At 57.1% G+C, this 21,048-nt stretch carries 19 protein-coding genes; 3 read left to right on the top strand and 16 right to left on the bottom strand.

Features of this window, described 5'->3' with window-relative positions; translation table 11 throughout:
• Positions 1-18 precede the first annotated feature (18 nt).
• Entirely contained in the window at positions 19-873 is an 855-nt protein-coding gene (locus BM205_RS05135; protein ID WP_092413190.1) for a helix-turn-helix domain-containing protein, read from the bottom strand.
• Between the two features lie 126 nt (positions 874-999).
• Here BM205_RS05135 and BM205_RS05130 point away from each other — a divergent pair, with 126 nt between their 5' ends.
• On the top strand, positions 1,000-1,956 hold the full coding sequence (locus BM205_RS05130; RefSeq protein WP_092413188.1) for a phytanoyl-CoA dioxygenase family protein: 957 nt from the start codon (positions 1,000-1,002) through the stop codon (positions 1,954-1,956).
• 24 nt (positions 1,957-1,980) lie between these two features.
• Here the strand turns inward: BM205_RS05130 and BM205_RS05125 are convergent, their stop codons facing one another.
• From BM205_RS05125 to gabT, 8 genes are all read right to left on the bottom strand, one after another.
• Positions 1,981-3,150: an MFS transporter gene (locus tag BM205_RS05125; protein ID WP_092413375.1), complete on the bottom strand. Its 1,170-nt coding sequence runs from the start codon at positions 3,148-3,150 to the stop codon at positions 1,981-1,983.
• A 203-nt stretch (positions 3,151-3,353) separates the two neighbouring features.
• Complete coding sequence (locus BM205_RS05120) at positions 3,354-5,147, bottom strand: ABC transporter ATP-binding protein/permease (protein WP_092413186.1); 1,794 nt, start codon at positions 5,145-5,147, stop codon at positions 3,354-3,356.
• Positions 5,148-5,388: 241 nt separating this feature from the next.
• Positions 5,389-6,843 carry an NADP-dependent succinate-semialdehyde dehydrogenase gene (gene gabD / locus BM205_RS05115; protein WP_092413184.1) on the bottom strand — a complete coding sequence of 485 codons (1,455 nt, stop codon included), beginning with the start codon at positions 6,841-6,843 and terminating at the stop codon, positions 5,389-5,391.
• A gap of 105 nt (positions 6,844-6,948) precedes the next feature.
• The gene (locus tag BM205_RS05110; RefSeq protein ID WP_092413182.1) at positions 6,949-7,788 is read right to left on the bottom strand and encodes an ABC transporter permease; all 840 of its coding nucleotides are present in this window, start codon (positions 7,786-7,788) and stop codon (positions 6,949-6,951) included.
• Between the two features lie 4 nt (positions 7,789-7,792).
• Entirely contained in the window at positions 7,793-9,049 is a 1,257-nt protein-coding gene (locus BM205_RS05105) for an ABC transporter permease (protein ID WP_092413373.1), read from the bottom strand.
• Between the two features lie 134 nt (positions 9,050-9,183).
• On the bottom strand, positions 9,184-10,224 hold the full coding sequence (locus BM205_RS05100; protein ID WP_092413180.1) for an ABC transporter substrate-binding protein: 1,041 nt from the start codon (positions 10,222-10,224) through the stop codon (positions 9,184-9,186).
• 50 nt (positions 10,225-10,274) lie between these two features.
• The gene (locus tag BM205_RS05095) at positions 10,275-11,408 is read right to left on the bottom strand and encodes an ABC transporter ATP-binding protein (protein ID WP_371326458.1); all 1,134 of its coding nucleotides are present in this window, start codon (positions 11,406-11,408) and stop codon (positions 10,275-10,277) included.
• Positions 11,409-11,442: 34 nt separating this feature from the next.
• Complete coding sequence (gene gabT / locus BM205_RS05090) at positions 11,443-12,771, bottom strand: 4-aminobutyrate--2-oxoglutarate transaminase (protein ID WP_175511165.1); 1,329 nt, start codon at positions 12,769-12,771, stop codon at positions 11,443-11,445.
• A 116-nt stretch (positions 12,772-12,887) separates the two neighbouring features.
• Here gabT and BM205_RS05085 point away from each other — a divergent pair, with 116 nt between their 5' ends.
• Together BM205_RS05085 and BM205_RS05080 are read left to right on the top strand one after the other, a co-directional pair.
• Positions 12,888-14,393 (top strand): MocR-like pyridoxine biosynthesis transcription factor PdxR, encoded by a 1,506-nt coding sequence (locus tag BM205_RS05085; protein WP_092413178.1) that lies wholly within the window; start codon positions 12,888-12,890, stop codon positions 14,391-14,393.
• A 44-nt stretch (positions 14,394-14,437) separates the two neighbouring features.
• Positions 14,438-15,223: a transporter substrate-binding domain-containing protein gene (locus BM205_RS05080; protein ID WP_092413176.1), complete on the top strand. Its 786-nt coding sequence runs from the start codon at positions 14,438-14,440 to the stop codon at positions 15,221-15,223.
• Between the two features lie 16 nt (positions 15,224-15,239).
• Here BM205_RS05080 and BM205_RS05075 read toward each other — a convergent pair whose 3' ends face one another.
• The 7 genes from BM205_RS05075 to atpG all read right to left on the bottom strand — a co-directional run bounded on the left by BM205_RS05075 (position 15,240) and on the right by atpG (position 21,044).
• On the bottom strand, positions 15,240-16,052 hold the full coding sequence (locus BM205_RS05075; RefSeq protein WP_092413174.1) for an SGNH/GDSL hydrolase family protein: 813 nt from the start codon (positions 16,050-16,052) through the stop codon (positions 15,240-15,242).
• A gap of 112 nt (positions 16,053-16,164) precedes the next feature.
• Positions 16,165-16,971 (bottom strand): PPK2 family polyphosphate kinase, encoded by an 807-nt coding sequence (locus BM205_RS05070; protein WP_092413172.1) that lies wholly within the window; start codon positions 16,969-16,971, stop codon positions 16,165-16,167.
• An 84-nt stretch (positions 16,972-17,055) separates the two neighbouring features.
• Complete coding sequence (locus BM205_RS05065; protein ID WP_092413170.1) at positions 17,056-17,496, bottom strand: CoA-binding protein; 441 nt, start codon at positions 17,494-17,496, stop codon at positions 17,056-17,058.
• Between the two features lie 166 nt (positions 17,497-17,662).
• Positions 17,663-17,827, bottom strand: coding sequence for a hypothetical protein (locus BM205_RS05060; RefSeq protein ID WP_175511164.1), 165 nt, complete (start codon positions 17,825-17,827; stop codon positions 17,663-17,665).
• Between the two features lie 257 nt (positions 17,828-18,084).
• Positions 18,085-18,510: a F0F1 ATP synthase subunit epsilon gene (locus tag BM205_RS05055; RefSeq protein WP_092413368.1), complete on the bottom strand. Its 426-nt coding sequence runs from the start codon at positions 18,508-18,510 to the stop codon at positions 18,085-18,087.
• 126 nt (positions 18,511-18,636) lie between these two features.
• A complete protein-coding gene (atpD, locus tag BM205_RS05050; RefSeq protein ID WP_014008363.1) occupies positions 18,637-20,037 on the bottom strand; it encodes a F0F1 ATP synthase subunit beta in 1,401 nt (466 codons plus the stop codon).
• A gap of 134 nt (positions 20,038-20,171) precedes the next feature.
• Positions 20,172-21,044 (bottom strand): F0F1 ATP synthase subunit gamma, encoded by an 873-nt coding sequence (atpG, locus tag BM205_RS05045; protein WP_092413168.1) that lies wholly within the window; start codon positions 21,042-21,044, stop codon positions 20,172-20,174.
• Positions 21,045-21,048: the final 4 nt, after the last annotated feature.

The following is a 21,048-nucleotide window of genomic DNA, read 5'->3' as shown; positions in this document are numbered from 1 at the left end:
CTCCGATTTAGCTAAATATTATCTATATCTCTGTTTGAAATCACGCGGACTGATACCCTTGGCTGCACGGAACTGCCGATTGAAATGCGCCAGGTTGCGATAGCCCGATTCCTGGGCGATCACGCCTATCGCCTTGTCGGTCTGGATCAGTTGCTGGCAGGCGCTGCCGATCCGCAATTGGGCCAGGTAGGCGGTCACCGTCAGCTGCGTGTGCCGCTTGAAAAAGCGATGGAAGGCCCCCACCGACAATGCCGCCCGCTCAGCCAGCAGCTCCACCGGCAACGCCGTCTGAAAATGCGCATGCATGTAATCCAGCGCCCGTCCCATGCGCTGGCGTTGCGTATCCACCGCAATCGACGCCGAAGCAACCGAGGCCAGCGGCTGCGCCAAGTCGTCTTGCGCCAGCAGCAACAGCAACTCAAGCAATAAAGGCAGGCGCTGCGCCGGCGCCAGTTTCTCCATGCGCAGCATCAAGGGCCTGACGCGGATCGCTGTGTCTACAGAAAACTGCAATCCCCTATCCGCTCGCTTGCCCAGTTGCAGCAGACCGGCCAGCTCCGGCAAGCTGGTTTGCAACTGGATCAGCCAGTCGCGCGAAAACCAGACCACCACGGCCAGCATCTGGCGCTCCGGCTCTATGCGTTCACTGGCAGACCAGGTATGCGGCAGATTCGGCCCCAGCAGGATCAGGTCGCCATCCGAGAAATCCGCCAGATGGTCGCCCACATAACGCTGGCCGCGCGCGTTCAAGGTCAAGGTCAGCTCGAACTCCGGATGGTAATGCCAAAGAAACGGTAACTCCGGCAGTTCGCGCCACAACAATTGCCAGGAATGACCGGGAGACAGGGTGAGATGCTCATATTGCGGTCGCATTCTGACCTTCCAGTGAGTAATAACATCAGAATAGTATCAATAAGCGGCAGTTGCGGCGAAATCTGATGAGGACTGCGGGCCCAGAATCTAACTGCCCCCCCCCATAAAACCAACGCGGAGATTTCCATGAACCAGCCTTACGCAGCCGCCAGGCAGCGTCTCAGCAACCCGTCCGTGCTTTATCCCGAACAGGCGCAACTGCGCGACATACAAAAAACCTTGCCGCTGCGCGTACTGACTGCAGCCGATTTCTATCACTGGCAAACCTATGGTTATGTGATCGTCAGGAATGCCGTGAGCGCCGAACAAGTGCAACGCACCGCCGACTTCCTGTGGGAGTTCCAGGAATTGGATCCCAATGCGCCTGAAACCTGGAATCGGGCGCAGTTGCGCGACCATGAAATGAAAGAGTTGAATGGTTCCGGCATGGTCGAGGCCTACCACCACCAGACTTTCTGGGACAACCGCCAGACGCCGCGCGTAGTAGACGCTTTCGTCGATATCTGGGACCGCGAAGACCTGTGGGTAACTATAGACCGCGCCAACCTGAATACGCCGAATCAGGGCGCACGACGTTTCGGCGGTTTTATCCACTGGGATGCTGACACCTCGCTGGAGCCGCTGCCGGTGAATGTCCAGGGCGTGCTGGCGTTATCGGATACGACGCCCGAAGGTGGCGGTTTCCAATGCATCCCCGAACTGTTCCAGCACTTCGCCGAATGGCGCAAGAACGCGCCCCAGGATCGCAATCCGTTGCGTCCCGATGTGGAAGCGCTGCCGTGGCAGCCAAAGTTCGTACCGATGCAAGCTGGCGACCTGCTGATCTTCAACAGCTTGCTGGCGCACGGCATCCGTCCCAACACTTCCGCCGACAAGGTCCGGCTGGCGCAGTACATCGCGTTTACACCGGCACGTGAAGAACAGGCGGAATTGCGGGATTGGCGGGTGAAGAGCTGGGAGCAGCGGACGCCGCCGGACGGTTATGCCTTTCCCGGCGATCCGCGGGAATGGGAAAAGACCCGTTATCCCCTGGCCCGATTGAGCGATCTGGGCGAGAAGATCCTGGGCAAAAGAAGTTGGTAAAGATCGGATACGGGCGCGATCGCCCTACTCGCTCGGCGTCATCGCCAGGCCGTCATTGCGCTCAATGGCGGCCGACCACAAAGTCAGACCCAACGCCAGCACCACCACCACTACGCCGACATAAGGCAAAGTAGTCAACTGGAAGCCGGCGCTGATGGCCATGCCACCAAACCAGGCGCCGCCTGCATTGCCGAGATTGAAGGCGCCCTGGTTCAAGGTCGAGGCCAGGTTCGGTGCAGCGCTGGCGCGTTCCACTACCAGCACCTGCAACGGCGGCACGATCGCGAAGGCCAGCACGCCCCAGATAAATATCGTGATCACCGCTGGCAACGGCGTACGCATGGTCAGGGTAAATACGGTCAGGATAACTGCCAGCGCCACCAGGAAACTGATCAGGGACGGCATCAGGCGCCAGTCGGCCAGTTTGCCGCCGACTGCGCTGCCCACCGTCAGGCCAAGGCCGAATACCAGCAGCACCAGCGTCACGGCATGCGGTGTCAGCCCGGTGACATCTTCCAGGATCGGCGTGATGTAGGTGAATACCGAAAACAAGCTGGCCGAAGCCAGCGCGCTGATCCCCAGCACCATCAGCACCTGCTTATCCCTGAGCACCGCAAATTCCTGCAGCAGGCTGGTCTTTTGCATCTCGATTTTTTTCGGCAACCAAAGCGCCAGCGCAATTGCCGCCAGTATCCCGATCACTGTCACCGCCCAGAACGTCGAGCGCCAGCCCAGTTGTTGCCCGAGGGCAGTGCCAAACGGTACGCCAAGCACGTTGGCCAGGGTCAGGCCGGCGAACATCAGGGCAATCGCTTGCGCGCGCCGGTTCGGCGCCACCAGTCCGGCCGCTACTACCGAGCCGATACCGAAGAACGCACCATGGCAAAACGCCGTCACCACCCGCGCCAGCATCAACACGGTGTAATTGGGCGACAAGGCGCACAAGACATTGCCGATAATAAACAAGCCGATCAAACTTAGCAGCGCCGTCCGCCGTGGCATGTTGGCGGTGGCAATCGCCACGATCGGCGCGCCGATTGTCACGCCCAATGCGTAACCGGTCACCAGCATCCCGGCCGCCGGGATTGTCACCCCCAGGTCACGCGCGACATCGGGCAGCAAACCCATGATGACGAACTCCGTCGTACCGATGCCGAAAGCGGCAACAGCAAGGGCAAATAAGGGCAAAGACAGCATGATGATCGTCCGGAAATGGAACCGCCGGAATAAGCTGCGTGGCGGTCAGAGGCGCGCACCGGGGGACGTGGTGCGAAGCAACATTATATCAATGGCGATTTATTTATAGTAGCGCTACCAGATTTCACGCATGAAATAGGCATGCCGATGAGGAAAGTGTTGGATTTTTGCGATATAGCCAACGAGTAACAACCAGCGGTTCATGGCAAGTTACTCAGGCTCCATTTCCCGCCGTGCTGCAATATCAGTTCGCTGCTGTGGAATGCCGCCAGGCTGCTGCGATGGCCGACGCTGATCAGGATCACATCCGGCAGTTGTTTGCGTAGCAAACTGTACATTGCATGCTCCAGGCCTTCGTCCATGGCAGAACTGGCTTCGTCGAGGAACACCAGTTGCGGTCGGTGCAACAGCACGCGCCCCAGCGCCAGCCGCTGTTGTTCGCCGAGCGACAGGATGTTGCTCCATTCACTCTCCGTATCCAGCTGCGTCGCCAGATGTCCGAGTTGTATCCGTTCCAATATCGCGCGAACCGCGCTGTCGTCCGGTTGGGCTGGCTCGGCCGAGGGGTAATACAGGGCCGATCGCAGAGTCCCTAGCGGCAGGTAAGGTTTCTGCGGCAAGAACAGGCATTGCTGTCCAGCCGGATAGATGATCTTGCCGTCTGCATACGGCCACAATCCCGCTATGGCGCGTAACAGCGTGGTTTTACCGACACCGGAAGGGCCGCGCACCAGCAATGCGGCGCCGGGCGCCAAAGCCAGGTTCAGATTCGCAGTCAATATCGCGCCGCCCGGACTTTCGACAGTTAGCGCTTCGACCGCAAAATTTTGTCCCTGATGTGCAATCTGCGGCATCGTGAGCCGGTCGGCGGCATCGACCGTATCCAGGAAACCGGTGAGGCGGTTGACGATGGCGCGATAACTGGCGAATTCATCATATGAGGATCGGAAGAAGGACAAGGCGTCCTGAACCTGTCCAAAGGCCTGCGCGGCCTGCATCAGATCGCCCAGCGTAATCTGCTTGCTGAAGAAGCGCGGCGCCTGCACCACCACCGGAAACACGACGGCCAACTGGTTGATCCCCAGGTTGAAGCCCTGGAATTTCAGTGACCGGAAGACAATCGCCCAGGTATTCTCGATGACATGCGAGAAGCGCTTGAGCAAGGTCCGATGTTCCACCGCTTCGCCGCGGAAGAAAGCAATATTCTCGCCGTACTCGCGCAAACGTATCAAGGCATAACGAAAATCGGCGTTCAGCTTTTCGCTCAGAAAATTCAACTTGATCAGCGGCCGTCCGAGTTTCACTGCAAACACCGTGGCAACCAGTACATACGCATAGACCAGAAAAATCATTGCCCGTGGAATTTCCTCGCCAAACAGGGTGAGCGTGCCGGACAAGCTCCACAGGATCAGCGTGAACGAAAACAGTGAAACCGCAGAGCTGATGAGCCCCAGGAACAGCGTGAGCGAACTGCTGACAAAACCGGAGATATCCTGCTGGATACGCTGATCCGGATTATCGGTCCTGCCGGGCAGATGCTGGCTGCGGTAGTAAGCCTGCTGGTCCAGCCAGCGCGCCATCAGGTTCTCTGTCAGCCAGACACGCCAATGAATCTGGAACGCCTGGCTGATGTAAAAATTCACAAGTCCGCGCACTACATGGACGCTCGCAAGTATGCCGAACACCGCCATCAGCGACCAGAACGCAGCAACATTGAAGTTCTGCAGCGAGGTGTACATGCCGTTGCTCCAGAACGTGAACAAGATGTCCATGCGCACCGCGAACAAGGTCATCAAGATCAGCAACGAGAGTATTGCCAGCGGCCGCCAGTTGCGAACCGGTGAAAACCAGACCCACGTCACCCGTAAGAACTGCTGTCCCCAATAAGTAAATTTTCCAAGCAAGGCTGTGACGCAGGCGATTGCCACCATGCTGATAGCAAATGCCTTGCAAAGCCAGATGACACTGTCGAGCAGTTGATGATGCCAGTCCATTCTGTTTCCGCCGTTTCCAGGAAAGGGACGTCATGCGATGATGAAATAACAAAATCTATTAAACCGGCAAGCAGTACCTGCATGCATTCAGGCGCTGTAATTTCAGTAACGATATGTTACTTTGGCAAAAAATGTGCAGGGCAAAAAAACTCGCCTGCTTTTTAAGACAGGCGAGGCAGATGAAGAATTCAGGAATCGTTGCTGCCGTAGAAATTACAGCAAGATCGGCGATCGGTCGATCTCAAATTCCACCCATGCACAGATATTTAATGACTTGATAATCCTCAATACCGTACTTCGAACCTTCGCGCCCCAGTCCGGATTGCTTGACGCCCCCGAACGGCGCGACTTCATTCGAAATCAAACCGGTGTTGATGCCGACCATGCCGCTTTCCAGGCCTTCGGCCACGCGCCAGATACGGCCGATATCGCGTGAGTAGAAATAGCTGGCGAGACCGAATTCGGTATCGTTGGCCAGCGCCAGCACTTCTTCGTCAGTCTTGAAGCGGAACAAGGGCGCCATCGGACCAAAGGTCTCTTCGCGCGCAACGATCATGTCGGAAGTCACGTCGGCCAGCACGGTCGGCTCGAAGAAACTCTGGCCCAGCGCATGGCGTTTGCCGCCGGCCAGGATGCGCGCGCCTTTTGCCACGGCATCGGCGATATGTTCTTCAACCTTGGCGACCGCCTTCTGGTCGATCAGCGGGCCTTGGGTGACGCCCTCTTGCTGACCGTTGCCGACCTTCAGCCTGGCCACCGCAGCCACCAGTTTTTCGGCGAAAGCGTCGTAGATGCCATCTTGCACATACAGACGGTTGGCGCATACGCAGGTTTGCCCGGCGTTGCGATATTTGGAAGCCATCGCACCTTCCACGGCGGCATCCAGATCGGCATCGTCGAACACGATGAACGGCGCGTTGCCGCCCAGTTCCAGCGACAGTTTCTTGATGGTGGCTGCGCATTGTTCCATCAACAGCTTGCCGACTCCGGTGGAGCCGGTAAAGGTCAGCTTGCGCACGATAGGGTTGCTGGTCATTTCCGCACCGATTTCGCGGGCGGAGCCGGTCACCACGCTGAACACGCCGGCGGGTATGCCGGCGCGCTCGGCCAGCACCGCCAGGGCGAGTGCCGAGAATGGTGTCGACTCAGCCGGTTTAAGCACCATGGTGCAGCCGGCGGCCAACGCCGGGCCGGCCTTGCGCGTGATCATCGCCGCCGGGAAATTCCACGGCGTGATCGCGGCACAAACTCCGATCGGCTCTTTCACCACCACGATGCGTGAACTCGGCGACGGCGATGGAATGGTATCGCCGCCGGCGCGCTTGCCCTCTTCTGCAAACCATTCGATGAATGAAGCAGCGTAAGCGATTTCACCCTTGGCTTCGGCCAGCGGCTTGCCTTGCTCCACGGTCATGATCAGCGCCAGATCGTCGAGATTAGCCAGCATCAGGTCGTTCCATTTGCGCAGGATGATGCTGCGTTCCTTGGCAGTTTTTTTCCGCCATTGACGCCAGGCGTCGTTGGCCGCGGAAATCGCACGTTTGGTCTCGGCGGCGCCCATCAGCGGCACGCTGCCTATGGTTTCGCCGGTGGCAGGATTGGTCACGGCATGGCTGCCACCTTTATCGGCATTGCACCATTCGCCATTGATGTAGGCTTGCTGACGAAACAATGAGGGATCTTTTAATTGCATCATGTGGATAACTCCTGTGAACGTTGAAGACACGCATATCACGCTGCAACCAAGCTGAGGTCGAGCTGAGATACGCGTGCCGAAAGCAGTGGCTTGCGCGGCACTACACTAGAATTTGGCGAGCGCCTTGTTGCGTCCGCGTATCCATTCCAGCACCAGCAGCAAGCAGGTGGAAAACACGATCAGGATGGTGGCCAGCGCAGCAATCGTCGGGCTGATGTTTTCCTTGATTCCGGTAAACATCTGGCGCGGTAAAGTCGCTTGTCCAGGACCGGCTACGAACAAGGTTACCACTACGTCGTCGAACGAGGTGGCGAAGGCGAATAACGCGCCTGAGATCAAACCCGGCGCAATCACCGGCAAGGTAATCCGGAAAAAAGTAGAGAGCGGATTGGCGCCCAGGCTGAGGCTGGCACGCACCAGGTTCTGGTTGAATCCCTGCAGCGTCGCCAGCACGGTGGTTACCACGAACGGTGCGCCCAGCGCCGCATGCGCCAGTATCAGGCCGGTATAACTGTCGGACAAACCGATCTGCGCGAAAAACAGATAGACACCGACACCCACCACCACCACCGGCACCACCATCGGCGAAATCAGCACCGCCATCAGCAAACCCTTGCCGCGGAAGTCCGCCTTGTTCAGGCCGACCGCCGCCAAGGTGCCAAGTATGGTCGCCAGCACGGTGGCTAACGGCGCCACGATGAAGCTGTTCCTGGCAGCGCTAACCCATTCTTCCGATCGCACCAGGTTTTGATACCAGCGCAAGGAAAAGCCGTGGATCGGATACACCAGGAAAGTGCTGTCGCTAAACGACAGCGGAATGATGACCAGGATCGGCAGCAACAGGAATAACAGCACCAGCAGATTGAAGCCGCGCGAGAAGAAAAACCAGGCGCGTTCGGTCAATGAGACGTAGGGAGGAAATTGTGGAAATAGTTTCGTTTTCATTTTCTTACCCCATCGCCACATCGTTTTTGGTGAAGCGGCGATACACGCCATACAGCACCAGTGTCGCCGCGAACAACAAGGCGCCGAGTGCACAAGCCATGCCCCAGTTGATGGTGACATTGGTGAAATAAGCGATGTAATAACTGACCATCTGTTCGTTCGGTCCACCCAGCAACGCTGGCGTGATGTAGTAACCGACCGACAGGATAAACACCAGCAAAGCGCCGGCGCCAATGCCGGGATACGTCTGCGGCACATATACGCGCCAGAACGCGGCGAACGGATGACTGCCAAGCGATACCGCCGCGCGCAGGTAGGTCGGCGGGATCGACTTCATCACGCTATATAAAGGCAGGATCATGAACGGCAGCAGGATGTGCGTCATCGCGATATACACACCGATGCGATTGAACAGCAACTCCAGCGGCGCCTGCGTCAGGCCGGTGACCATCAAGGCTTTATTGACCAGCCCTTCCGATTGCAGCAACACAATCCAGGCCGCGACCCGCACCAGGATCGAAGTCCAGAATGGAATCAGCACCAGGATCATGAACAGGTTGGCACGCCGTTCCGACATGGTCGACAACCAGTATGCCAGCGGATAGCCAAGCACCAGGCATGCCAGCGTAGCTACCAGGCCCATCCAGAAAGTACGGCCGAAAATCTTTTGATATACCGAGGCGCTGGGATCGGCCTTTTCGATATGGCCGAAAGCGTCTTGCTTCAGATCCAGCGCCGCCAGCAGGTAATACGGCGAATACGGCGCACCGTTCTTGGCAATCACTTGCCAGTACGGCAGCTGACCCCATTGTTCATCGATATCGATCAACGCCTGTTTGATCTGCGTGGCCGGCAGCGGCTTGCCGTCTGCATCCAGCAGCGGCAAAGCACGTGCGGTTTTCATGATGATCGAACGGGCGCCGGAGATTTCCGAATTGAGACGGCGCGCCAGCGAACCGGCCGAGCTGTCTTCTTTAGCTTGCAGCAGATCGCTTGCCAGTCCGGCATAGGCGGCATCCGGCGGCGCGCTCTTGCGATCCCAGTTGGTTAATGCCGCCACGGTATGCGGCAGCGTGGTGGCGATTTCCGGATTTTCCACGGCGCGCTTGAGCAACATGGCGATCGGCACCAGGAAGGTCAGCAACAGGAAAATCGCCAACGGTGCGATCAATGCCAGCGCGGCGGCGCGCTTGCGAAATTGTGCCTGGCGCAGTTCGCGCTTGAGGTGGGAATTCTGCGGTGATGCAGGCGGCGCCGTCATGACAGAGCTGACGCCGGCAGATGCAATAGAAGTCATGGTGTTCCGGGTATGCTGAATAGTGAATTGCAAAGAACTACCGCAAGCGGTGCTGTGCTGTACTTACATGCAGTGCCGCTTGCGGCTAACCCTATCTTTTACTTGGCTGCCCAGGCAGTGAAGCGTTGTTCCAGTTCTTCACCGTGATCGGTCCAGAACGACAAACTCAGTTGCAAGGCATCCTTGGCGTTAGTCGGCGAGGTCGGCAAATTAGCCAGCACTTTCGGGTCCAGCAGCTTGAGTGCATTGTTGTTCACCGGGCCGTAAGCAATATTGCTGGCGTAGGCTTTTTGCGAATCCGGCTTGCTGGCGAAGGCGATGAATTTCTCAGCGTCGGCCTTGTTCGGCGTGCCCTTTGGAATCACCCAGAAATCCAGCGTGTAGATGCTGCCGATCCAGCTCACTTTGAGATTCTTGCCTTCCCGTTGCGCTGCATCGATGCGGCCGTTAAATGCGGTCGACATCACGACATCGCCTGCCACCAGGAATTGCGGCGGCTGCGCACCGGCTTCCCACCATTGAATATTCGGTTTAAGTTCGTCCAGTTTCTTGAAGGCGCGATCGACACCGGCTTTTGTACCGAGCACTTTGTAGACGTCTTTCGGCGCCACACCGTCCGCCATCAGCGCGAATTCCAGCGTATATTCAGCACCCTTCTTCATGGCGCGTTTGCCTGGATATTTCTTGACGTCCCAGAAATCGGCCCAGGTTTTAGGCGCGACTTTCAGCTTGTCGGCATCGTAGGCCAGTACGGTCGACCAGACAAAAGCGCCGACACCGCATTCGTGGATGGCGGCAGGGCTGAAATCGGCCTTGTTGCCGATCTTGCTGAAGTCGATTTTTTCGAGCAGGCCTTCTTCGCAAGCGCGGCCGATATCACCGGCATCCACTTCCACGACGTCCCAGCTTACCTTCTTGGCTTCGACCATGGCTTTGACCTTCGCCAGCTCGCCGTTGAATTCGACCACCGTGATCTTGTCGCCGCTAGCCTTGGCATAGGGATCGATGTAGGCAACTTTCTGTGCCGCACCGTTGGCGCCACCGAAATTAACCACGGTAAGGGCCGCCGCCTGCGCCATGCCGATTGCGGCCAACGACAATACGATGCTGGTAAAAACTGGTTTGAATATCGACTTCATCACGTCTCCTCGTGGATTGAAAAACAAGTGCAGAAAATTATCGGATAGCGCTAAATGAAAATGCGCAGGTGCTTGGGATCTACGTCCAATGCAACCTGGGTGCCTTCATATAACCCGGCCAGCGCAGGGTCATTCAGGGTGAGTTTGATGAAGCAGTCGTCTTGTTGCGGGATCGCGCAACGCACCCGCACGTGATCGCCGAAATAGATCAGGCTGCTGACGCTGACGCGCATAGCACTTTCCGGGGCGTCGGCGAGCGGCAACAAATGAATGCGTTCCGGCCGGATGCAAGCCACTACCTGCTGACCGACGCTGGCCTGGTTGGCATTCAGGCCGCTCAGCAAACCGCCATGCGGCAGACGCACTGTGCCGTTGCCGCCGTCAGTCGCGGCCAGCACGCCATTGAAGCGATTGTTGTCGCCGATGAAACCGGCGACGAATTGGTTTTCCGGATATTCGTAGAGACGGTCGACCACCGCCAGTTGCTGGATGATGCCTTGGTCGAATACGGCGACGCGGTCTGACATGGTCAACGCTTCGCTTTGGTCATGGGTGACGTAGACAAACGTCACGCCGAGACGCCTGTGCAAGGCTTTCAGCTCCAGCTGCATATGCTCGCGTAGCTGCTTGTCGAGCGCGCCCAGCGGCTCATCCATCAGCACCAGCTTAGGATCGAATACCAGCGCCCGCGCCAACGCAATCCGTTGCTGTTGGCCACCGGAGAGCTGCGCCGGATAACGATCGCCGAATTTTCCCATCTGTACCATGTCCAGCGCTTTTTTTACCTTTTCGACGCGCTCGCTACCGCTGATATTGCGTACCTGCAGCGGATAGGCTACGTTCTGCGCCACGGTCATGTGCGGGAACAAGGCATAGTTCTGGAACACCATGCCGATGTTGCGTTTATGCGGTGGCACTTTGTTGAGCAACTGGCCGTCCAGCCGGATTTCACCGCCGGTAGGGAATTCGAATCCGGCCAGCATCATCAGGCAGGTGGTCTTGCCGGAGCCCGAAGGACCCAGCAAAGTCAGGAACTCGCCACGCTGTATATCCAGGTTCAGGTTCTTGACGACCAGGTTTTCGCCGTCATAGGTTTTCTTGACGCCGGAAAACTGCACCAGGATATCCGGTGCGCCTGGTTTATCGGCAACTTCCTTGGAGACCAAGGGCAGGTGGGTGGCGATATTTTCTTGCTTCAACTCATTCTCCCGACAAGTTTCAAGCAGCTGCGACGGTGCGCATCGCGGCACTCAGGATGCCCAGCGCCTCATCCATCAAGTTATCCTCAATCGTCAGCGGAAACAAGAAGCGGATCGCATTACTGTAGACCCCGCAGCTCAACAACAGCAAGCCATTTTTGAGCGCTTCTGCCTGTACCTTCTTGGTAAACTCGACATCCGGCTGACGTGTACCTGGTTGCAGGAATTCCACCGCCACCATCGCTCCCAGGCCACGGATATCGGCAATCTGCGGAATCTCTGCGCGCAAGCCTTCCAAAGCCTGTTTCAGCCTGGCGCCGAGCAGATTGGCGCGGTCGACCAGCTTCTCTTCCTCGATCACGTCCAGCACTGCCAGCGCAGAAGCCACTGCCAGCGGATTGCCGGCGTACGTGCCACCCAGGCCGCCGGGCGCTGCCGCATCCATGATCTCGGCGCGGCCGCACACTGCCGACAAAGGCATGCCGCCGGCCAGGCTCTTGGCCATCGTCATCAAATCCGGAATCACACCGGAATGTTCCACGGCGAACATCTTGCCGGTACGGGCAAAGCCGGTTTGCACTTCGTCCACCACCAGCAAAATTCCATGCTCATCGCACAATTTACGCAGCGCCTGCATCAATGCCGGTGGCGCGGCGTAGAAACCGCCCTCGCCTTGTACCGGTTCCAGGATGATGGCGGCGACACGCTTGGGATCGACGTCCGCCTTGAACAGCGACTGCAGCGCCGCCAGCGAGCTTTCCACGCTGACGCCATGCAATTCGATCGGGAACGGTACGTGATACACCTCGGCCGGGAACGGCCCGAAACCGACTTTGTACGGCACCACTTTGCCGGTTAATGCCATGCCCATCATGGTACGGCCATGGAAGGCGCCGGAAAACGCGATCACCGCGCTACGTCCGGTAGCGGCACGGGCGATCTTGACGGCGTTTTCTACCGCCTCGGCGCCGGTTGAAAAGAAAGTGGTCTTTTTGGCATGATCGCCCGGCGTGACGGCGTTGATGCGCTCGGCCAGTTCGACATAGCTGGCGTACGGCACGATCTGATAAGCGGTATGAGTAAATTTGCCCAGTTGTTCCTGGATCGCGGCCACCAGCTTCGGATGGCGATGGCCGGTGTTCAGGACGGCGATGCCGGCAGCGAAGTCGATGAAGCGGCGGTTTTCCACATCCCAGATTTCTGCGTTAAGCGCATGCGAGGCATAGAAATCGCACATGACGCCGACGCCGCGCGGGGTCGCGGCGTTTTTGCGTTGATGCAGCGAGGCGTTGGTGTTTGAGTTTGCTACAGCTGCAGCGGCGGCTGCCTGATATCCGTCGTTTTTCATAATGGCTCCTAGATGCGTTGTACGCGTTATGCGGTTTTTGTATTAGCTTTGATGCATACTAAGGCCGAGCTGGATCTATAATATAGTGCCACTTTCAGTTTTCTAATGGAGCCACTTTGCGCATCGCCTCGCTCACCGATTTTTTGCTGATGCGCATAGAGCGCGGCACGGATGGCGCTATCGCCAAGGCCGGCAGCACTCCCCTTAACCGGCAAATTTACCAAGCCATCCGTGAGGCTATCTTGTCGCAATTGCTGCCATCCGGCTGGCAATTACCGTCATCGCGCGACCTGGCGCGCGAACTGACGATATCGCGCAATACGGTGACCTACGCCTACGAACAGTTGATCGCCGAAGGTTATCTGGAAACCCGGGCCGGTTCCGGCACCTTCATCGCCGATACCACGCCTGACCAGATTCCAGAGATGCGCTTGAACACGCCGCCACTGACAGATCCCAGCGGTGAATCGGAATTGTCGGCACACGGCGCGCAACTGATCCAGCAGGCCGGCGTCAGTGATTTGCAGTGGGGCGCGTTCATGCCCGGCGTGCCGGACGTGACGCTATTTCCGAACAAGATCTGGAGCCGCCTGCAAAACAAGCATTGGCGCCGCTCGCGCGCGGAGTTGCTGACCTATGGCGACGCCGGCGGTTATATGCCGCTGCGCGAGGCGATTGCTGAATATTTGCGCATCGCGCGCTCGGTCAACTGCAACGCCAATCAGGTGATCATTACTACCGGCATCCATCAATCGCTCGATATCGTGGTCAAGCTGCTGGGAGAGCATGGCGATAGCGCGTGGGTCGAAGATCCCTGTTACTGGGGCACGCGCAGCGTCCTCAATTCACTCGGGATCAAGCCGGTGGCGATCCCGGTCGACTCGGAAGGCATGCGCATGCGGCTGGCCAACCTGCGTCAGCCGCCGCGGTTTATCTGCGCCACGCCGTCTCATCAGTATCCGCTGGGGATGGTGATGAGCCTGTCGCGGCGGCGTATGTTGCTGGAGTACGCGGCGACCCGCAAAGTCTGGATCATCGAAGACGATTACGACAGCGAATTTCGTTACGGTAGCCGGCCGCTAGCGTCGTTGCAGGGCATGGATACCGACGACCGCGTGTTATACATGGGCACCTTCAGCAAGACCATGTTCCCCAGCCTGCGAATCGGCTTCATGGTGGTGCCGGAATCGCTGGCGACGACGTTTGCGATCGGGGTTTCCGAACTGTATCGCGGCAGCCAGGTATTCATGCAGGCGATCATGGCCGATTTCATGACAGAAGGACATTTTGCTTCGCATATCCGGCGCATGCGGGTGTTGTACGCCGAGCGCCTGCAACTGCTGCAAGCTGCCATCGAACGCCATTTCGGCGACCGCATCACGCTCACCGGCGGCGAGGCTGGCCTGCATCTGGCGCTCGGCTTGCCGGCGCAATGCGACGATCTGGCGATCAGCCGTGCGGCGCGTGAAGCGGGGATTGTGGCGCGGCCGCTGTCGCGCTATTACATGAATGCCGAAACTACGCGCAATGGCTTGCTGCTGGGTTATGCCTGCGTGCCGAACGAGCAGATAGCGCCGGCTTTCGACAAGCTGGCAGCCATCATAAAAGCGCATTGGAAATGAAAAATGAAAGCTGTCCCGATCCAGACTTAAACCAAGGAGAATCCATGAAGAAATTTGTTTTTACGTTGATGTTGTTGCTCAGCGCCGCAGGTACCTCTGTAGCCACCTCAGCGTCAGCCCAAGTGCCGCCGTCGCGGCTGGACGAAGTCGTCAAATCGGGTAATTTGCGTGTTTGCATGACGGGCGATTACAAGCCGTTCACTTTTTTCAAGAGCGACAACAGTTTTGAAGGTATCGATGTCGATCTGGCCAAATCGCTGGCCAAGGCGCTCGGTGTCGAAGCGCGCTTTGTCAAAACCAGCTGGACCAACCTGACCAGTGATTTCCTGGAGAAATGCGATATCGCGATGGGCGGGGTCTCGGTGACGCTGGAGCGCCAAAAGAAAGTGTCGTTTTCGGCACCACATATGGTGGACGGCAAGGCTGCGATTGCCCGTTGTACCGATGTCGGCAAGTTCCAGTCGCTGGCGGCGATCGACCAACCCACAACCCGCGCCATCGTCAATCCGGGCGGCACCAATGAACGTTTCGCCCGCGCCAACTACAAGCAGGCGCAGTTGATCCTGCATCCGGATAACGTCACCATCTTCGACCAGATCGTGCAGGGAAAAGCCGATGTGATGGTGACCGACGCCAGCGAAACCCTGTGGCAGGCGAAGCTGCATCCGCAGTTATGTTCGATTCGTCCTGACCAACCGCTGCAATTCTCGGAAAAAGCCTTCATGCTGCCGCGCGGTGATGTGCCGTTCAAGGAATTCGTCGACACCTGGATGCACCAGCTGAAGGCGACCGGCGACTATGACCGGGTGTTCAACCAGTGGCTTAAATAGCACCAGGTTGCGAAGACTAACCCTGCTTGCTGGCCGACTGCTGCGCGATCTTGCTCTTCCTGATCGATTTCAGATGCGCGGCGACAGCGGTCGCCAGCTGGCGCGCCCATAACGAGACGCCGCTGGCCGAAGGATGGTAACCATCGGAGGCCATCAGCGTTTGATCGTTGATGTCGATCAGCATCGGCACACGTGTCACGCGCAAATGATTGAGATCGGCCGGCAGATTGGCAATCAACTCTTCCACCGTTTCATCCAGCGCCTTGGCTTTCATGCCAAGCACATAACGCAGGGGTTCGGGCAGCGCCGGGAAAGCGTGGATAGGAGGAATGCCGGAAATCACCAGCAGGCGCGGCGACAGATGCGCCTGCAAGTCACGCATCAATTGCAACAGCTCGGCCCGATAGCGGCTGCAGGAGCGAAACGCGGTGGTGTCATTGACGCCAAAGGCGATCAGCACGATATCCACTTTTTGCGACGCTACCTGAGGCAACATGGTCTTGACCGCATCGCTCAGGGTCGCGCCATTTTCGCCGACCGCCTGCCAGGTCACGCTACGCTGCAGGCGCATCGCCAGCGCAGCGGCAAACTGGCCGGTAATCGCTTCGTAATGGGTGGCGACGCCGACCCCGGCCACCGGCGATTCGCCGATAGTCAGCAAGGCCAGCGGCCGCTGCGGCGGTTCCGTGGCGCTGGCAATCTGGGCCTGGCCGATTGTCGGTCCCTTGGCTTCCGGCAGGCGCGGCGTGAGACGGCGGGTGCGACGGCCTTGTATGATCAGCCATGGCAAGAGCGGTAATGCAATCAGTTCCGGCAGCCAGCGGCGCACTTCATGTCTCCTTGAGTATTGCTATGGTCCAGGATCAAACTATTTTATTTATATGATTTTGCAAAACGTTTTGCTCAACGGCAAACAATTATAGTGGTTAGCGGCTGTCAATTCACTCAATCTTCAAGCCTTTTAATTCTGGCTTGGGCGGCGGCGGTTTCAATTTCAGATCGGCAAGGGTTTCCATCAAAATACTGGCAATCGCCAGGTTGCGGTGCGTCTTGGAGTTGGCAGGAATCACGTACCACGGTGCGTGATCGGCATCGGTAGCTTGAATCGCTTTCCCGAACAACTCCTGATACTTGTCCCAGCTTTTGCGCTCCTCCAGGTCCTGCAGATCGAATTTCCAATGCTTGGCCGGATCGTCGATGCGCTCTTGCAGCCGGACGCGCTGCTCGTCTTTTGAAATATGCAGCAGGCACTTGATTATTGTAGTCCCTGTTTCGGCTAGCATCCTTTCAAAATCGCGAATTTGGCTGTAGCGTCGCTCACATTCGGCATCATCGATCCAGTCATGCACCCGGGTGATCAGCACATCTTCATAGTGGCTGCGGTTGAACACCACGATTTCGCCCTGTTGCGGCACCTGCTGGTGGACGCGCCATAAATAATCGTGGGCGCGCTCGATAGTGTTCGGCGCCTTGAAATCGGCAATCTGGATGCCCTGCGGATTGATCAGGTTAAACACTCCTTTTACGGTGCCGTCCTTGCCGCTGGTATCTATGCCTTGCAATACCACTAGTATCTTGTGCTCCTGGGAGGCGTACAGCATTTCCTGTTGTACGGCGATTAGCGCTGCCAACTCGATAACCAGCTCTTTATCCTTGATTTTATCGCCGCTGGAAAGCGGTTTCTCCGCTGCGTCGGCATCCTTGATCTTGGTGGTCTTGCCGGCACGGAACTGCTTGCATGCGTTCATTGGTCTCTCCGATAAGGTGACTACGGGCGGGTGGTATTGCGCTGGCAATACCGATTGGCTACGTCGACTGGCTGCTTCGGCTGCTTACAGAATGCCGTGCAGATTGCCGAGCGCGTGCTCGATCTTGATGCAGCTATCCATCTCGACCTGGATGCCGTTGGCGCGCGCCTTTGCTGCGGCGGCTTCATTGACTATGCCGAGTTGCATCCAGATGCAGCGTGCATCGATCATGATCGCCTCGCCCACGATCGGCGGAATGTCCTCCGCCTTGCGGAAACAATCGACGATGTCGATTTTCTGTTTGTCCGCTGCCAGTGCCTTCGCCGCATCGTACAGATTGGCGTAGCAATGCTCTCCGAGGATGTGAGCGCCTACATGCATCGGATTGACCGGGATAATCCGATAACCGCGTTCCTGCATGTAACGGGCCACGCCGTAACTTGGCCGATCCGGTTTGGACGACAGGCCGACGATGGCGATGATCGGGTTGGCGGGGTTGAAAACGGGAGCGGATGTATTTGGCATGGGTTCGGTGATGGGCTTGTCGGCGTAAGTGGAATCCTGTTTAACGAGGCTTTACATGATCTTACCGCGATAATCAGATTTCCTGCCAGCAAGCTCAGGGCTGCCTGCCCAAGCCCTGAGCTTGCCGTGCAATACCACGCGTCATTTACCTGGCGAAGTAGTTGGCCTAAATCTTGTCGTTGGTGCCGACCGAGCCGAACGGCGCAAATGCGGCATTCATGCCGACCTGATGCACTTTAGGAGTGGGAGCCGTGTCAGCTGGCTTTTCGCAGGCGCACAGGCCGATTGCCAGTAGAGAGACGGTCAGGAAATACAGTAGCCGGAATTTCATGTGTCTTCTCCTCGTATAGCCATGGCCGTTGATGCCCACGGCTTGATATATCTTAGCACGCAGGGTGGACAGGTCTTTTTTGCCCACGCGTTACGGTTGAGATTCCGCGTAGTTGCCGATGCCCACCCTGCCCGACTGGCTACGTCATTCAGAAAACGGGATAGGAAATGTCAAAGGCAAACCGTTCGGGCAACAAAAAAGCAGCCGAAGCTGCTTTTTCTTGTTGCCATCTGATGAAGTACAGCTGAATTACAAAATCAGCGACCTTTTTGACGCAATTTCGCAATCGCTGCCAATTGCGCAATAGCTGCCGACAACTCGGACTGTGCTTTTGCGTAATCGATCAAGGATTCCTTGTTGCTCAACGCTTCTTCCGCGCGACGCTTGGCTTCGGTTGCCTTCGCTTCGTCCAGATCGGCGCCGCGGATTGCGGTGTCGGCCAGAACGGTGACGTTATTCGGCTGCACTTCCAGCAAACCACCGGCAACGAATACAAACTCGTCTTGCGCCTGGCCTGCCACCTTGATCCGAACAGCACCCGGCTTGATGCGCGTGATCAGCGGGGTATGACGAGGATAAATCCCCAGCTCGCCCGACTCACCCGGCAACGCGACGAATTCAGCTTCACCGGAGAAGATCAACTCTTCCGCGGAAACAACGTCTACGTGAATAGTGTGTGCCATCTTAAACCCTTTGTTGTCCATTAAATCAACTACCGAGAAGCACCATCGCCTACCGTTGAGCGGAATAGTAACCAGCAGCTGCGCTGCCAGTTACTCGCCACCACGCTCAGCTGCAGCGCTTGTCAATTAGCCGATCTTCTTGGCCTTTTCGATTGCTTCTTCGATCGTGCCGACCATGTAGAACGCTTGTTCCGGCAGGTGATCGAGTTCGCCGCTGGCGATCATCTTGAAGCCCTTGATCGTGTCCTTCAGCGAAACGTATTTACCTGGCGAACCGGTAAACACTTCAGCAACGTGGAAAGGCTGCGACAGGAAACGCTGCATCTTACGTGCACGCGCCACCAGCAACTTGTCTTCCGGAGCCAGTTCGTCCATACCCAGAATCGCGATAATGTCGCGCAATTCTTTGTAGCGTTGCAAGATACCTTGCACAGCGCGGGCAGTTTCGTAGTGCTCTTGGCCAACCACTTGCGGATCCAGCTGACGTGAAGTCGAATCGAGTGGATCAACCGCAGGGTAGATACCCAGCGAGGCGATATCACGCGACAACACAACGGTGGAATCCAAGTGAGCAAACGTAGTTGCAGGCGACGGGTCGGTCAAGTCATCCGCAGGAACGTAGACGGCCTGGATCGATGTGATCGAACCGGTTTTTGTCGATGTAATACGTTCTTGCAGCTGGCCCATTTCCGAAGCCAGTGTAGGCTGGTAACCCACGGCGGAAGGCATACGGCCCAGCAGCGCCGAAACTTCGGTACCGGCCAGTGTGTAACGGTAGATGTTATCGACGAAGAACAACACGTCTTTACCTTCGTCACGGAAGCCTTCAGCGATCGTCAGGCCGGTCAGCGCAACGCGCAGACGGTTACCTGGCGGTTCATTCATCTGACCGTAAACCATCGCTACCTTGGATTTTTCCGGATTTTCCAGATCAACCACTTTAGCGTCAGCCATTTCGTGATAGAAGTCGTTACCTTCACGAGTACGCTCACCAACACCGGCAAATACGGACAAGCCGCTGTGTGCCTTGGCGATGTTGTTGATCAGTTCCATCATGTTCACGGTCTTGCCCACACCCGCGCCACCGAACAGACCAACTTTACCACCCTTGGCGAACGGGCAAACCAGATCGATAACCTTGATGCCGGTTTCCAGCAATTCCTGCGATGGCGACAGTTCGTCGTATGCAGGAGCTTTGCGGTGGATCGAGGCAGTGGTTTCGTGGCTTACCGGACCGCATTCGTCGATCGGGTTACCCAGCACGTCCATGATGCGGCCCAGTGTTGCTTTACCGGTCGGCACCATGATTGGCTGGCCTGTGTTCTTGATTGTCATGCCGCGGCGCAAACCGTCGGATGTACCCAGCGCAATGGTACGGACTACGCCGTCGCCCAGCTGTTGTTGTACTTCCAGCGTCAGTTCCGAGCCATCCATCTTCAAGGCATCGTAAATCTTAGGCATCGCGTCACGTGGAAACTCAACGTCCACCACAGCGCCGATACACTGAACGATTTTGCCATCAGCCATTTTCGTTCCTTCAATATATAAAAATTAGACTTCTGTTAAGCGCGGTGCGCGCTAGACAATTCTGTTTTAGTCAGTTGGGGACAGAGTAATTCATCGCCCTTCGGCGCCTCTTAAACTCTTTCCCGCAATAGCCTTTAAACCGCAGCTGCACCCGCAACGATCTCAGACAATTCCTTCGTGATCGCAGCTTGACGCGTCTTGTTGTATACCAGTTTCAGTTCGCCAATCACGTTACCCGCGTTGTCGCTAGCCGACTTCATCGCTACCATCCGCGCCGATTGCTCGGACGCCATGTTTTCAGCGACAGCCTGATAAATCAGCGCTTCCACGTAACGCACCAGCAATTCATCGATGACGCTTTGCACATCCGGCTCGTAAATGTAGTCCCAGGAATGCGAACCTTCTTTATCAGCCTCAAGACGATCGCTCGACAGCGGCAGCAACTGCTGCAGCATCGGCTCTTGCTTCATCGTGTTGATGAACTTGGTGTACACCAGATAAACCGCGTCCAGGCGACCTTCCTGATAAGCGTCGAGCAGTACTTTGACTGGTCCGATCAGCTTGTCCAGATGCGGCGTATCGCCCAGTTGCACGGCATGCGCAACGACCTTGGCGCCGATCCGGTGCAGAAAACCCAGACCCTTGTTGCCGATCGCTACTGCCTGAACCTTATTGCCTTGTCCTTCCAGCTCACGCAGTTTCGCGGTCAGCAAACGCAAGGAGTTGGTGTTCATGCCGCCGCACAGACCTTTGTCGGTCGTTACAACGATGAAACCAACGTTCTTGGAGTTGTCCTGCTTCACCATGAACGGGTGCGTGTACTCTGGATTGGCTTGCGACAAGTTAGAAGCGATATTACGAATCTTGTCACTGTAGGGACGTGCCGCACGCATCCGGTCCTGCGCCTTGCGCATTTTGGATGCGGCGACCATTTCCATCGCCTTGGTGATCTTCTTCGTATTTTCTACGCTCTTGATCTTGCTGCGTATCTCTTTACCTGTAGCCATTCCG

The sequence above is a fragment of the Collimonas sp. OK307 genome, from assembly GCF_900113705.1.
Classification (GTDB): Bacteria; Pseudomonadota; Gammaproteobacteria; order Burkholderiales; family Burkholderiaceae_D; genus Collimonas.
Note: the sequence above shows the minus strand (reverse complement) of the source record. Positions and strands in the feature narration are given on the sequence as shown.

Coding starts and splice junctions, on each gene's coding strand:
- BM205_RS05065 (WP_092413170.1), bottom strand. CDS start 17,496: ATGCCAAATACATCCGCTCCCGTTTTCAACCCCGCCAACCCGATCATC.
- BM205_RS05100 (WP_092413180.1), bottom strand. CDS start 10,224: ATGAAGTCGATATTCAAACCAGTTTTTACCAGCATCGTATTGTCGTTG.
- BM205_RS05055 (WP_092413368.1), bottom strand. CDS start 18,510: ATGGCACACACTATTCACGTAGACGTTGTTTCCGCGGAAGAGTTGATC.
- BM205_RS05070 (WP_092413172.1), bottom strand. CDS start 16,971: ATGAACGCATGCAAGCAGTTCCGTGCCGGCAAGACCACCAAGATCAAG.
- BM205_RS05130 (WP_092413188.1), top strand. CDS start 1,000: ATGAACCAGCCTTACGCAGCCGCCAGGCAGCGTCTCAGCAACCCGTCC.
- gabD (WP_092413184.1), bottom strand. CDS start 6,843: ATGATGCAATTAAAAGATCCCTCATTGTTTCGTCAGCAAGCCTACATC.
- BM205_RS05105 (WP_092413373.1), bottom strand. CDS start 9,049: ATGACGGCGCCGCCTGCATCACCGCAGAATTCCCACCTCAAGCGCGAA.
- gabT (WP_175511165.1), bottom strand. CDS start 12,771: ATGAAAAACGACGGATATCAGGCAGCCGCCGCTGCAGCTGTAGCAAAC.
- BM205_RS05135 (WP_092413190.1), bottom strand. CDS start 873: ATGCGACCGCAATATGAGCATCTCACCCTGTCTCCCGGTCATTCCTGG.
- BM205_RS05060 (WP_175511164.1), bottom strand. CDS start 17,827: ATGAAATTCCGGCTACTGTATTTCCTGACCGTCTCTCTACTGGCAATC.
- BM205_RS05080 (WP_092413176.1), top strand. CDS start 14,438: ATGAAGAAATTTGTTTTTACGTTGATGTTGTTGCTCAGCGCCGCAGGT.
- BM205_RS05120 (WP_092413186.1), bottom strand. CDS start 5,147: ATGGACTGGCATCATCAACTGCTCGACAGTGTCATCTGGCTTTGCAAG.
- atpG (WP_092413168.1), bottom strand. CDS start 21,044: ATGGCTACAGGTAAAGAGATACGCAGCAAGATCAAGAGCGTAGAAAAT.
- BM205_RS05110 (WP_092413182.1), bottom strand. CDS start 7,788: ATGAAAACGAAACTATTTCCACAATTTCCTCCCTACGTCTCATTGACC.
- atpD (WP_014008363.1), bottom strand. CDS start 20,037: ATGGCTGATGGCAAAATCGTTCAGTGTATCGGCGCTGTGGTGGACGTT.